This is a genomic window from Rubrivivax gelatinosus (assembly GCF_016583785.1).
GTDB lineage: Bacteria > Pseudomonadota > Gammaproteobacteria > Burkholderiales > Burkholderiaceae_C > Rubrivivax > Rubrivivax gelatinosus_B.
This window is the reverse complement of record NZ_NRRU01000133.1, coordinates 1-11,862: the sequence shown is the minus strand read 5'-3', so window position 1 is coordinate 11,862 and position 11,862 is coordinate 1. Positions and strand designations below refer to the sequence as shown.

Here is an 11,862-nt window from a genome sequence, read left to right as displayed (position 1 = left end):
CCAGCACCCATGGCATGGTGAAGGTCGCGGCACCCCAGCACATCCTGCTGACCGCCGCCGGGGCGGCCATACGCATCGAGGGCGGGAACATCACGCTCTCGGCGCCGGGCAAGGTGGAGTTCAGGGCCGCGATGAAAGAGCTGGGGGCGGGCAGGAGCGCGTCACTCGACAAGCCGCAACTTCCACGGCAGCAGGCCTTGACGCTACGCCCCTCCGATCCGATCCACGCCGAATTGCTCGATGCGCAAGGCATTCCGGCGGACTGGCTGCCGACGGCGTTCTCCGCTGCTGTCGTTCTGAATGCGTCCGGCAAGCGGCTCGGCCGGCATTCCTTGAGCCAGCCTATGGCGAATGTCGTTCAGACCGAACGGACAGAACCTATTGCATACCGGCTGACGTCCGACAGCGGAACGTCCTGGCTTGTCGAAGAGTACATCGACGAGCCCCCTGCCGACGACGACACGGAGGCGGTCGACGATGAGCAGTAATGCCACTTCCGTCAGCGACCCGTACCGTGTTCGGCCGGGCGACACCTTGTCGGACATTGCGGCCCGCTGCGGAACGTCAGTGGCCGAGCTGCAGCGCATCAACGGCCTGCGTGACCCCCATCGCCTTGAGGTCGGTCAGACCCTGTACCTCACCCAACAGGAGGCCTTCGGCTTCAGTGTGTTGTTTCTCGACGCTCTGCGAGCGCCGATCGCCAACCTGCCCTACAGACTGCAATTCGACGGTCGCACCGTCGAAGGAACGACAGGTTCGACCGGGCTAGCTCCGCGCCATCAGACTGCACAGGCAGCGTCCACCATCAGCGTGGAGATACGCCGCCCCGATGGTGGATGGCAGCGGGTGCTCGACACGGTATCCGGTTACGGCCACAAGCTCGTCACGCTGGTGAGCAGCGCCATCGCCTTCAAAGGCCAGACCGAACCGGTGCTGGCCGATGTCCGGCCGCACTTGCGTGATCCTTTGCCTCGGACGATTGAGTCAGCGCCGTCGGCACCTGCTCTCGGCGCTCCACCGCAGCCTAAGCCAGTGGGCTCGCCGTCTAAGAACGACCCGGCCTTGGTGCGTGTGCGCAAGATGCAAAGCAACAAGGGCCAGCCGGTGATTCAGGTCGGGATCGAGCTGCCGGTCGAACTGATTGAGATGTTCGGCCTTTACAGCGAAGACCCCATCACGGAGGTCGATTGGGAAAAGTACGCCGATTTCATCAAGTGCGAGCAGGAGGTCCTCAAGGCCATCGCGGAGGTGGAAACCAAGGCGCATGCTTTCTGGCGATTGAATCAAGGCGAAGGTCATGCCGTGCCCGCCATTTTGTACGAACGACACATATTCAGCGAATGCACGAAAGGACGTTTTGACAAGTATCCTGATCTTTCGTGGCCCACAGGATACCGGAAACGCAGCGAACTCGGCGCAGCGGACCCGAAGATGTCCGACGGCCGGGTGGACGAGAACGATATCTATAGCGATTTCGCCAGCTCTTATCTGCGACTCGTTCGTGCCTACGCACTGGACAGTGCGGGCGCTCTAAAGCGCCTGCTCCTGGGGAAAATTCCAGATTCTCGGCGAGAACTATACGCTATGCGGACAGAGGAGAGTGGAAGATATGGTATCGAAGATGTGCTCCTCCGAAAAATCGCAACTGGGCATGCTGGCGAGCTTCATCGAAAACAAACCGGCGGCATGGATCAACCCCAAGAACCGAAAACTTGGCAGACACCCCAGCCTGTTGCAGGCGGTACGCGCCAAGAACTGGCAGATGATCGCATTCAATTACAACGGATCGTCGTATAAAAAGAACTTTTATGACCAGAAGATGGAGCAAGCTTATGCCCATCACAAGAAACTCAGCAATGAAAACCGATAGAAATTTCGCCGCATGGCGATGGGGCGCGCTGACTTTGCTCGCCGTCGTTCACCTGAACGCCGCCGCCGAAATTAAGCTGCTTGGTGATTGGGAGCCCGACCCACCTTGCGGGGGCCCGCCGCTGACCATGAACGACTTGCACGACATACAGGCGGGACTGAAGCCCAGACCCGCGTGCTCTAAGTCGGAGACCGAGAAATTAGAAGAGGCCAACTGGATCTCTCTTCGCAAGCGGATCGCGACAATATTGGAGCCTGACGGCACGACACTGCGAAAGTTCTTCGGACAAGGGTTCAGGCTGCACTTCGACGGCGATATTTTCTACCTTCAGGCAATTGGCTTCATGCCCAAGTCAAGACTCGACGAAGTTTGCACCCTGGGTCGCCGCACAAAGGAAACCGCCTACCAATGCCTCGAAGGCCAACGCTATACCGTAGCCTGCCACATCGCCATTTATAATCGCCAGTTCGAAGAGATTGGCTGGCATACCGTACGCATCAACGAAAGCTATCCGATATTCTGCAATGCGATACCGGGCCTCGGGCGACTGGACGCCAAGCATGACGATGTGCTTGCCGTCGTGCAATACTTTAGCGTGGCCAAAGAAAGCAAGCTTGCCAGCAAGATCAGCGAGGTCGGAAGCGACTGGAATCGCATGACAGTACGCTTGAAGCTACGCAAGACCGGTGACGGTCGAGTGGAAATCGAACAGGACGATCGTTGCCTCGGCAACCCGAACACCGAAGAAGAGATTCCCGAAGCCCGTGTCGCGATCCGCCGTTGCGAAAAGTCCGCTCGCTGATCCCTCGCATCGATTTCGCTAGGGCGCCAGCAGCCGCGCGTCCACGGCCTGGACCTGGCCACGCGAGCCTGGGGCGCCGTGCGCGCGGCCAGCGGCTTGCTGATCAGCGCGCACGGCAAGCCCTGCAGCACCGCCGGTGCCATGCAGATGGACACCCGCGAGCCTGGGACCCAGCTCGAACAATCCGCCGAACTGGCCCGGACCCTGGCCGACAGCGCGCACCAGCACGACGCCCGGCTCCAAGGCGAGCCCGAGCCCGCGGCGATGAGCTTCGCCAAGGGCCTGCTCGCCAGCCAGGAGAGCCTGAAGGGTAGCGACACCACCGGCGACAGCAGCAGCGGCGGCGCAGGCACGGTGCCCACGCTGACGCGCCCGGACGTTGTCATCGCCGCACCGGGCGGCATCACCAGCAGCACCCCGGCGCACGCCGTCGCCAGCATCGGCAGTACCGCCAGCTTCGTCGCCGGGCAGGACCTGCAGCAACTGGCGCAGGCCAACAGCGCCACCGTTGTCAAGGATGGCCTCGTCTTCTTCACCTACGGCATGGCGCAGAACCCGCGCAAGCCCAACACCGAAACCGGCATCCAGCTGCACGCTGCCACGGGCAACGTGAACACGCAAAGCCAGCAAGGGGCGACCCGACTCGCAAGAAGGACTGGGCAATGATCGCCTTCAACTACAACGGCCCCGGCTACGAGACCTACTCGTACGACACCAAGCTCAAGTCAGCTTATGAAAAATATCGGTCAGAGTCCAAGGGGTAAGAGCATGCGCTTGGCCCGCGCGGCAGTCTTCATGGGGTTGATACTTGCCGCGGCAGCCGGCCGTGCCGAGATTCGTCTGACTACAGACTGGCTCGAAAACGTTCACGGCGTTTACATACCGTTGGCAGATATGGAGACCACAAAGCTCGAAATCGCGACGTGGAAATCCCTGCGTAGTCGTATCGCGACGCCGCTGGATCCCGACGGCAAGACCCTAGACATGTTCTCTGGGCAGGGCTACCGCATGTTCTTCGATGGCGACCTGAACTACGCGACGGTCCTGGGCTTCATGCCCAAGACGCGCCCAGACGAGGCCTGCAATATCAAGGACTACGTGCGCCAGCCTAACTACCGGTGCGAACAAGGGCAGCGGTATACCTTGGCGTGCCACCTCGGACTCTACAACGCCAAGTTCGAGGAGGCCGGCTGGCATACCGTGACCATCCGCGAGTCGCAGCCAGTCTTCTGCAACGCGGTGCCTGCGATGGGTCGCTACGACAGCAAGTACAACGATCTGCTGCTCATCGTTCAGTACTTCGGTGTCGACGAGCCCAAAGTCGCCACTACTCGCAGCGAAATCGGCTCCGGATGGCAGCGCATGGCTGTGCGGCTCAAACTATCGCGCGTCAAAGACGGGCGCTTCAGCGTTGAGCAGGACGACTCGTGCCTCGGCAACCCGAATGCGATCAGCACGATCGACGACGCTCGGCGCAAGCTTCGACAGTGCGAGAAGCAGCCGGGGCACCGATAGCGTTTTGGCCGGCTTCGAAGCCAACACCTCGTCGGCCGCCTGGCATCGCGTCCCAGCGTTCACAGCGTGCAGACGGCCCTGGGCGAGCCGGTGCACACCGACCGCGACCACCGCATCAAGATCCAGTTCCACTGGCAGCGCGGCACGCGCTCCAGCCACCGGCTGGCACACCCGGCAGGCGACAACGCACCGGCGTCAGACGCCAGCGGCACCTGGGTCCGGGTATCGGAGGCGGTGGCCGGCGCCAACTGGTGCCGGCGGCGTCGAAGTCGAAGCTCTCGGCGGCGCCGTCGGCGTAGGTCTCCCCGCTGCGGCGGTTCAGGTCGTCGTAGGTGCAGCGCGTGCTGTTGCCCGCCGCATCGGTGAACGCGACCAGGTTGCCGTTCTTGTCTCGCGCATAGCCCGATAGCCGGTTCATCGGCTCGGTCACGGCACTAAGCCAGTTGTTGCCGTCGTACTCGTATGCCGTGACGCCGCCACCCGGCCGCGTGATGGCGATGCGGTTGCCGTTCAGGTCGTACGCGGTGCGCGTGGTCTCGCCTGCGCCGTTGGTCACCGCGGTGGGGCGGCGCCGCAGGTCGTAAGCGGTGGCGGTGACGCGGCCCTCTGGGTCGGTCTGACGCAGCACGTCGCCCATCGCGTCGAGCGCGTAGCGCGTGGTCGCGCCCAGCGGGGCAGCTTCGGCGGTGACCAGGCCTCGGCGGTCGTGGCTGAAGGTCACGCGGTTGCCGTTGCCGTCGGTGCGCGAGGCCACCTTGCCCAGCGGCGTGTAAGTGAGTCTTTCGACCGTGATACCGGCCTTGACCGCGACAGCGCCTCGTTCATCCACTGCCGGATCGGCCGCAGCGGGTGGTTGGCCAGGACGAAGTCCTCCAGCCGCACCGTGCTGAACAGCGGTTCGTCGCAGCCGTCGGCGCCTCGCATCGGCCTCGTCCCCCGTCCTCGAGGGGCTGGATGATCAGAAGAATCCAGAACGGGAACCTGGCGATGTGGCCGATGCCCATGTCCGGCGACTGGAGGCGGTGTGGCGGTAGAGCTTCGTTCGCACCTGCCCATCGAGCGGCCGGTGCGCGTGATCGGCGCCACCTGGCTCGACCTGCATCTCATCGGCGGCGGCGCGGGCATCGGCCCCCTGGGTTTCGGTCGTCGGTGACCTGGCAACTGGGGCGCCAGCGAGGGACTTCCATCTGACCCCGGTGGGTCTCGGCGGAGCCTGGAGCAGTCGAGCTTCATCGTCTGCTACGATGCGAATACGTCTCAATACTAGCTTTGCTACACAAATCGCGATAGGCGTGTCATGGCGGCCGGCGAAACCTCACTGGATGTGCAAACCCTTTACAGCGACCACCACGGTTGGTTGCAGGGGTGGCTGCGCCGCAAACTTGGAAACGCATTCGATGCTGCCGACTTTGCTCACGACACCTTCGTACGCGTGCTGGGAAAAGGCCCGGACCAAGTCGTCCATGAACCCCGCGCCTACCTGACCACCATCGCTGGCGGCCTGGTCGCCAGCCATTGGCGGCGCTACGCACTGGAACAGGCATGGCTCGAAGCGCTGGCCGCCCGGCCCGAGCCGCTCGCACCTTCGCCGGAAGAGCGTTACCTCATTCTCGAAACCCTTGAAGAAATCGCGAACCTGCTCGACGGCTTGCCCGCACAGGTGCGCGAAGCCTTCCTGCTGTCGCAGCTCGACGGCCAGAACTATCCGCAGATCGCCGCACAGCTCGGTATCAGCGTCAACGTCGTGCAAAAGGCCATGACGCGCGCTGTGGCCCATTGCTACAAGGCGCTCTACGCCACCCGCTGACGCGGCGGATTGCGGGCGAGAAACAGGTGGAAGCACTGTTTTCCTCACGCAAGGGCCCTAACCCCGGGGCCCCGGCCAACGATGATGATGCCCCGGTTGCTGATGGCATCGTCGAGCAGGCTGTGGGTTGGTACGTTCGGCTCGCCTCCGGCGTGCAAACGACGCACGACCAAGCCGAATTCGAGCAATGGCAGGCCGCGCATGCCGAGCACGCGCGTGCCTGGCGGCGGCTGCAGGCCATGGGCGGGCGGCTGCAGGCCAGTACCCTGCACGTTGCGCCGGACGTCTCGCGCACCACGCTGGCCCGCGCTGCCGAAATCGAGCCCGCGCGGCGCCGCGCATTCAAGACGCTGATGTGGGTGGGCGCCGGCGGCGCCGCCTTGTATCTGGTGCAGGATCAGGTGCCCTGGCGCGCCCAACTCGCATCGGCCATGGCCGACGAGCACACGGCCACCGGTGAGCGCCGCAGCCTGGTGCTGGTCGACGGCACACGACTGATGCTCAACACCGGCACGGCGGTGGATATCCAGTTCGATGCGCGGCAGCGCCGCATTGCTTTGCGCGCCGGAGAGATCCTGGTGACAACGGCACCCGATGCGCAAGGGCGCCCCTTCGTCGTCTCCACCCAGGAAGGCACGCTCATCCCGCGGGGCACGCGTTTTTCCGTGCGGCGCGATGAAAGCCCGGCCGAAGGCAGCACGCGGCTCGCCGTTGCCGAAGGCGCTCTGGAAGTTCGTTCGGCGGGGACGGCTTCAGATGCCCCGACGCTCGTCAGGGCGGGCCAGCAGGTTCGTTTCACCCGTCAGCAGGTTTCGTCCGTTGAGCCGCTTCGCGATGCGGCCCTGTCCTGGGCCGACGAGGTGCTGACTGCGGAGAGCACGCCCCTGGGCGAATTCATTGCCGACCTCGACCGCTACCGGCACGGCCGGCTGCGCTGCGCGCCGGAAGTCGCGCATCTGCGCATCACGGGCTCCTGGCCGCTGAGCGGCGGCAATCCCACCGAACGAATCCTTGCCTCGCTGGAGAGGCAGTTGCCGGTACGGGTGAACCGCTTGACGCGGTATTGGGTGACGGTTTCCGCGCGCTGAGACCGATCGCGCGATGTGGTGCGGCCCATCCCACCGGCCAGATGCCGGCTCGGCTCGTCGGCCTGTTACAAATTAATCGGCAGTATTTTGAGTCTCGTGCGGCTTTACATGTGAAGCCAGGCGGGACGGCTCCTCGGCCCAGGTAGTTGTCGTCTCGCTGTGCTTTCTTCCACAACAGCATTCGCACAAGGAAACCTGCACATGGCGGCCGTTCGCGCTCAATATCCGACCACTCAGCCCGGCAAGCATTTGGGCCAGCAGCGCGCAGCCCCCGCCACGCGATTTCCGTTGACCCCTGTTGCACAAGCTCTGCTGGGCGTGCTGCTAGGTGCGGCCTTGTGGGCGCCTGCACCCTCCGCTTGGGCACAAGGCATCCCGGCGGCGACAGAGGCTCGCCGCAGTTTCGACGTGCCGGCCGGCTCGCTCGACCAGGCGTTGAGCCGTTTCGGTCGCCAAGCCGGGGCCCAGATCGTGGTCAACGCTGAACTCACGGCAGGGTTGAAGAGCCCAGGGGCTACCGGTAGCCTGACAGAGGCAGAGGCTTTGCGCCAAGTGCTGGCTGGTACCGGCTTGCAGGCAGTGCGCGACGCCAGCGGCGAATACACGCTACGCAAAACGCCTGCGCTACCTGCGAGTGAAGCAACATTGCCTGAAGTCCGGGTGCGAGAAACGACTTTGCCGGCGGTGACGGTCAAGGCGAAAGCAGATGTAAGCGCGACCACTCAGGGCAGCGGCAGCTACAGGGCGGCGGGCCCGACCTCCACGGCCACGGGGTTGGCCCTGACACAGCGCGAAACCCCGCAGTCGATCAGTGTCGTCACCCGGGAAAAGATCGACGACTACGCGCTGAGCAGCCTCAACGAGGTGCTGGAGCAGATGCCGGGCGTTCACGTTTCCTCGCTGGATTCCGAGCGGACGACTTACTCCGCACGCGGCTTCGGCATCGAGAATTTCCAGTATGACGGCGTCCCGACCACCATCAACTCCGCCTTCTCGGCCGGCAACAATCTGAGCAGTACGGCGATCTATGACCGCGTCGAAGTGCTCAAGGGCGCGGCAGGCCTTCTCACAGGTGCGGGACAGCCAGGCGCCATCATCAATCTCGTGCGCAAGAAGCCGACGGCGACATCGCAGAAGCAGGTCAGGGTCGGGGCGGGCTCCTGGGACAACTACAGCGCTGAACTCGATGTGAGCGCGCCGTTGAGCACCGACGGAAGAATCCGCGGTCGGGGCGTCGCCGCGTTTCAGGACCAGCATTCGTTCCTCGATGGCAGCCAGCGCAAGACCTCCGTGCTTTACGGCATGCTGGAAGCCGATCTGACGCCAGACACACTGTTGAGCGTCGGACTGGATTATCAGAACACCGACCCGCAGCGATCGAGTTGGAGTGGCACGCGGCCCATCTACGACAGGTACGGCAACCGGATTTCCCTGCCCCGCTCCTACAACAGCGGCGCCAACTGGAGTGGCTGGGAACAGACTTCAGGCTCGGCATTCGCATCGCTCACGCAGTGGCTCTCGGACAGGTGGAAGCTCCAGGCCTCGTTGACCCACCAGTACAACGGCTATGACGCGAAGCTGGGGTCGATCCAGAGCGGACCGTTTGCGGATGGCACGTCCACCATCTTCGCCAACAAGTATGTGGGGAGAACGAATACCGACACTTTCGATTTTGCAGTCGACGGCTCTTTCTCCTGGCTGGGCCGGGAGCACGAACTGGTGCTGGGTGGACAGGTCTCGCGGGCGCACTGGACGGGCACCACTTATGCGAACGTGAGCTATCCCCAGCGGATCGTCAGCGACTTCTGGAGCTGGAATGGAGACATCCCGGAGCCGCTGTGGGGCACGCCTTCGTCGTACCAGGACGAGACTACGCGCCAGGAAGCCCTCTATGCGGCCACCCGCCTCTCCGCCACCGACTCCCTGAAAGTTCTGCTGGGAGGCCGGTTCGCCAACTACCGCTACGCAGCGCCCAATTCATCCATCGACTACCAGCAGAACGGCAATTTTGTGCCTTATGCCGGGCTCGTTTATGAAATCAACAAGAACATTTCCTGGTACGCGAGCTACACGACCATCTTCAAGCCTCAGAGCTATCGCGACGTCAGCGGCAACCTGATCGACCCGCTGGAAGGAAAGAGCTACGAAACCGGGTTGAAAGGGGAATTTTTCGATGGCGCGCTGAACGCCAGCGCAGCGTACTTCGAGATCCGTCAGGAAAACTATCCCGAGCAACTCGAAGACACCTACGCGCCCGACGGGAATCCAGCCTATCGCGGCATTCAGGGCGTGAAGGCCAAGGGCTTCGAAGTCGAGGTGACGGGCGCGCTGACGCGCAACAGCCAGCTTCAGGGCAGCTTCACGCATGTGAAGGCGCGGCAGGACGGAAAACTGGTCTCGACGACAGCGCCGGCGAACCAGTTCAAGCTGTACGCGAGCTACAGGGCCGATGCTCTGTTGCCGGGGCTGAAGCTGGGCGGCGGCGGCCGCTGGCAAAGCCGCACGTATCAGACCATCATGAACTACGGGCTGGGGCGGCAGGAAGAGTACAGCCAATCGGCCTACGCGGTTTTCGACCTGATGGCACGCCACGAAATTTCCAGCCAACTGACCGCGGGGTTGAAGATCAACAATGTTTTCGACAAGGCATACCGGACGAATATCGGTTTCTATCGCACCACATCCTATGGGGAGCCGAGGAACATTCACCTCAATCTCACCTACAAGTTCTGACGCCCCTTAGGCGCGGGCCGTCGGTACCGACGGCTTCTCGGACTTCCTCACAAGGTCGAGGCTATTGGTGGCGGCCGAATCGGCATTGGCCTGCGGCTTGAGGCCGCCAACGCCCAGGCCTCACTTCGGCGCGTCCGTCCTCGTCACCACCGGCCGCCGACTTCGCGAAGATCCTGGCCACCCGCGCCGAAGCACGCGCGCGGCACGGCTGGAGCCAGAGCCCGAAGCTGCCGTGCGCTTGGTAAAAACCCCCTCCATATCGCCCTGACCCGACTGGTATGGTGTGCGTACCAGTCAAGCGCACCATGAGCAACGCCAGCATTCGCCTCATCGACCGTGTCCCCGGCGACAAGGGTCCGATCGTCAAACGCACGGTCAAGGAGCAGATCAGCGACAAGCTCGCCTACATGATCCACTCCGGCCTGCTGCGCGCCGGCGACGAACTGCCCTCGGAGCGGGAACTGGCGGCCACGCTCGGCGTCTCGCGCGAGACCGTGCGCGCCGCGGTCGGGGTGCTGCAGGCGCGCCGCATGATCGAGGTGAGCCAGGGCGCCCGCACCCGTGTCATCGGCCCCGGCGCGATGCCGCTGCACGAGTCGGTCGGCGTCCTGGGCGGCTTGAAGAACCGCTCGCTGGAAGAAGTCACCGAGGCCCGCGCCGCGGTCGAGATGCAGGTGGTCCGCCTGGCGGCGCAGCGCATCACGCCGGCACAGATCGAGCGCCTGCAAAACCTCGTCGACGACCAGCGCGGCATGCGCGCGGACGCGGTGCGCTTCCAGATCTCCGACCAGGAGTTCCACCAGATCCTGTACCGCGCCTGCGGCAACGAACTGCTCGCCGACGTGGTGTTCGACTTCTACGGCTACGCGCTCGAGTTCCGGCGCCTGGCGCTGATGCGCCCGGGCGCCATCGAGCACAGCGTCGCCGAGCACCAGGCCATCGTCGGCGCCATCCGGCAGCGCGACCCCGAAGCCGCCATCGCCGCGATGCGCAACCACCTCGAGCAGGTGCACCGCACCACGCGCGACGTGATGGGCGGCTGAGCGCCGGCCCCTCCCATGTCGCGCCGTTTCGCCCCTACTGGTATGGTCCCCAAACCTGTTGACCAATGTCTAGTTCAGGCCGCCCGCAAGGACTGGCTGGACGCTGGCGACGAGCGCCTGCTGCCGCTGGTCGACGCCCACCACCACTACTGGGACCCGGTGCGCAACCCGCACCCCTGGCTGCAGCGCCGCCCGCGCATCGCGTTCCGCTACGGCGACTACGAGCCGATCTGCCGTGAGTTCCTGCCGCCGCACCACCACGAGGCCGCGCGTGGCCATCTCGTCGTCGGCCACGTCACGATGGAAGGCGAATGGGACCCGGCCGACCCGACCGGCGAGGCACGCTGGATCAGCGCGCTGGCCGCTGCCACCGGCGAGCCTCAGGCCCACGCCGCCCAGGTCTGGCTGGACCGCGAGGACCTGGCCGCGGTGCTCGCCGTCTACCGCGCGCTGCCGCTGGTGCGCAGCGTGCGCCACAAGCCGGCCACGCTGGCGCGTGCGGCGCACCACGAACACTTCGCCGCGCCGGGTTCGATGCGCTGCCCGCGCTGGCGCGACGGCTATGCGCGCCTGGCGCCGGCCGGGCTGATGTTCGAGCTGCAGGCGCCGTGGTGGCATTTCGGCGAGGCGCTGGAGCTGGCACGCGACTTCCCGGCGACGACGATCGTCGTCAACCACGCCGGCCTGCCGGCCGAGCGCGACGCCGCTTCGCTGGCCGCCTGGCGGCGTGCACTGGCGCCGCTGGCCGACTGCGCCAACGTGGTGGTCAAGCTCTCGGGCATCGGCGTGCCAGGACGGCGCTGGACGCCCGAGCTGCAGCGCCCGGTGCTCGACACGCTGATCGACGCCTTCGGCACCGGCCGCTGCCTGTTCGCCAGCAACTTCCCCGTCGACGGCCTGTGCGCCAGCTTCGACGAGATCGCCTCGACCTTCAAGGTTCTGACGCGGCGCTTCACGCCGGCCGAGCGCCTGGCGCTGGCCTGCGACAACGCGCTGCGGCTGTA

At 64.6% G+C, this 11,862-nt stretch carries 11 protein-coding genes and 4 pseudogenes; 14 read left to right on the top strand and 1 reads right to left on the bottom strand.

Going from position 1 to position 11,862, the window contains the following annotated elements:
- From CKO43_RS23040 to CKO43_RS25995, 8 genes and pseudogenes are all read left to right on the top strand, one after another.
- The coding region (locus CKO43_RS23040) for a DUF2345 domain-containing protein (protein WP_200380105.1) at window positions 1-488 on the top strand (488 nt) is incomplete at its 5' end.
- Window positions 478-1,491: pseudogene (locus CKO43_RS26005) on the top strand (LysM peptidoglycan-binding domain-containing protein); the annotation flags it as partial. The gene CKO43_RS23040 and the pseudogene CKO43_RS26005, both read left to right, overlap by 11 nt.
- 118 nt (window positions 1,492-1,609) lie before the next feature.
- Window positions 1,610-1,870: an N-acetylmuramidase domain-containing protein gene (locus tag CKO43_RS26000; RefSeq protein WP_431191972.1), complete on the top strand. Its 261-nt coding sequence runs from the start codon at window positions 1,610-1,612 to the stop codon at window positions 1,868-1,870.
- Complete coding sequence (locus tag CKO43_RS23025) at window positions 1,857-2,672, top strand: hypothetical protein (RefSeq protein WP_200228586.1); 816 nt, start codon at window positions 1,857-1,859, stop codon at window positions 2,670-2,672. Before CKO43_RS26000 ends, CKO43_RS23025 begins: the two co-directional genes overlap by 14 nt.
- 12 nt (window positions 2,673-2,684) lie before the next feature.
- Window positions 2,685-3,338 (top strand): DUF2345 domain-containing protein, encoded by a 654-nt coding sequence (locus tag CKO43_RS26370; RefSeq protein ID WP_346014430.1) that lies wholly within the window; start codon window positions 2,685-2,687, stop codon window positions 3,336-3,338.
- Window positions 3,335-3,436 (top strand): N-acetylmuramidase domain-containing protein, encoded by a 102-nt coding sequence (locus CKO43_RS26470; protein ID WP_430699144.1) that lies wholly within the window; start codon window positions 3,335-3,337, stop codon window positions 3,434-3,436. The genes CKO43_RS26370 and CKO43_RS26470 overlap by 4 nt, the downstream gene beginning before the upstream one ends.
- Window positions 3,437-3,440: 4 nt before the next feature.
- Entirely contained in the window at window positions 3,441-4,187 is a 747-nt protein-coding gene (locus CKO43_RS23010; protein ID WP_200228590.1) for a hypothetical protein, read from the top strand.
- A gap of 36 nt (window positions 4,188-4,223) precedes the next feature.
- Window positions 4,224-4,439 (top strand): annotated as a pseudogene (locus tag CKO43_RS25995) (hypothetical protein); the annotation flags it as partial.
- 552 nt (window positions 4,440-4,991) lie between these two features.
- Here the strand turns inward: CKO43_RS25995 and CKO43_RS23000 are convergent.
- Window positions 4,992-5,111 (bottom strand): annotated as a pseudogene (locus CKO43_RS23000) (IS5/IS1182 family transposase); the annotation flags it as partial.
- Window positions 5,112-5,205: 94 nt separating this feature from the next.
- Here CKO43_RS23000 and CKO43_RS26175 point away from each other — a divergent pair.
- The 6 genes and pseudogenes from CKO43_RS26175 to CKO43_RS22975 all read left to right on the top strand — a co-directional run.
- A pseudogene (locus tag CKO43_RS26175) lies at window positions 5,206-5,331 on the top strand (DUF3363 domain-containing protein); the annotation flags it as partial.
- A 153-nt stretch (window positions 5,332-5,484) separates the two neighbouring features.
- Window positions 5,485-5,994 carry a sigma-70 family RNA polymerase sigma factor gene (locus tag CKO43_RS22995; RefSeq protein ID WP_200380103.1) on the top strand — a complete coding sequence of 170 codons (510 nt, stop codon included), beginning with the start codon at window positions 5,485-5,487 and terminating at the stop codon, window positions 5,992-5,994.
- 26 nt (window positions 5,995-6,020) lie between these two features.
- Window positions 6,021-7,082, top strand: a complete 1,062-nt coding sequence (locus CKO43_RS22990; protein WP_200380102.1) for a FecR domain-containing protein — start codon at window positions 6,021-6,023, stop codon at window positions 7,080-7,082.
- A 201-nt stretch (window positions 7,083-7,283) separates the two neighbouring features.
- Window positions 7,284-9,815, top strand: coding sequence for a TonB-dependent siderophore receptor (locus CKO43_RS22985; protein ID WP_200380101.1), 2,532 nt, complete (start codon window positions 7,284-7,286; stop codon window positions 9,813-9,815).
- Between the two features lie 305 nt (window positions 9,816-10,120).
- Window positions 10,121-10,858 carry a FadR/GntR family transcriptional regulator gene (locus tag CKO43_RS22980; RefSeq protein ID WP_200228598.1) on the top strand — a complete coding sequence of 246 codons (738 nt, stop codon included), beginning with the start codon at window positions 10,121-10,123 and terminating at the stop codon, window positions 10,856-10,858.
- A 42-nt stretch (window positions 10,859-10,900) separates the two neighbouring features.
- Window positions 10,901-11,862, top strand: a 962-nt coding sequence (locus CKO43_RS22975; RefSeq protein WP_200380100.1) for an amidohydrolase family protein, incomplete at its 3' end; no start/stop codon positions are given.

Excerpts from the sequence above, each read along its gene's own strand:
- CKO43_RS23025 (WP_200228586.1), top strand. The coding sequence starts at position 1,857 with ATGAAAACCGATAGAAATTTCGCCGCATGGCGATGGGGCGCGCTGACT.
- CKO43_RS22980 (WP_200228598.1), top strand. The coding sequence starts at position 10,121 with ATGAGCAACGCCAGCATTCGCCTCATCGACCGTGTCCCCGGCGACAAG.
- CKO43_RS23010 (WP_200228590.1), top strand. The coding sequence starts at position 3,441 with ATGCGCTTGGCCCGCGCGGCAGTCTTCATGGGGTTGATACTTGCCGCG.
- CKO43_RS22985 (WP_200380101.1), top strand. The coding sequence starts at position 7,284 with ATGGCGGCCGTTCGCGCTCAATATCCGACCACTCAGCCCGGCAAGCAT.
- CKO43_RS22995 (WP_200380103.1), top strand. The coding sequence starts at position 5,485 with ATGGCGGCCGGCGAAACCTCACTGGATGTGCAAACCCTTTACAGCGAC.
- CKO43_RS26470 (WP_430699144.1), top strand. The coding sequence starts at position 3,335 with ATGATCGCCTTCAACTACAACGGCCCCGGCTACGAGACCTACTCGTAC.
- CKO43_RS26000 (WP_431191972.1), top strand. The coding sequence starts at position 1,610 with ATGGTATCGAAGATGTGCTCCTCCGAAAAATCGCAACTGGGCATGCTG.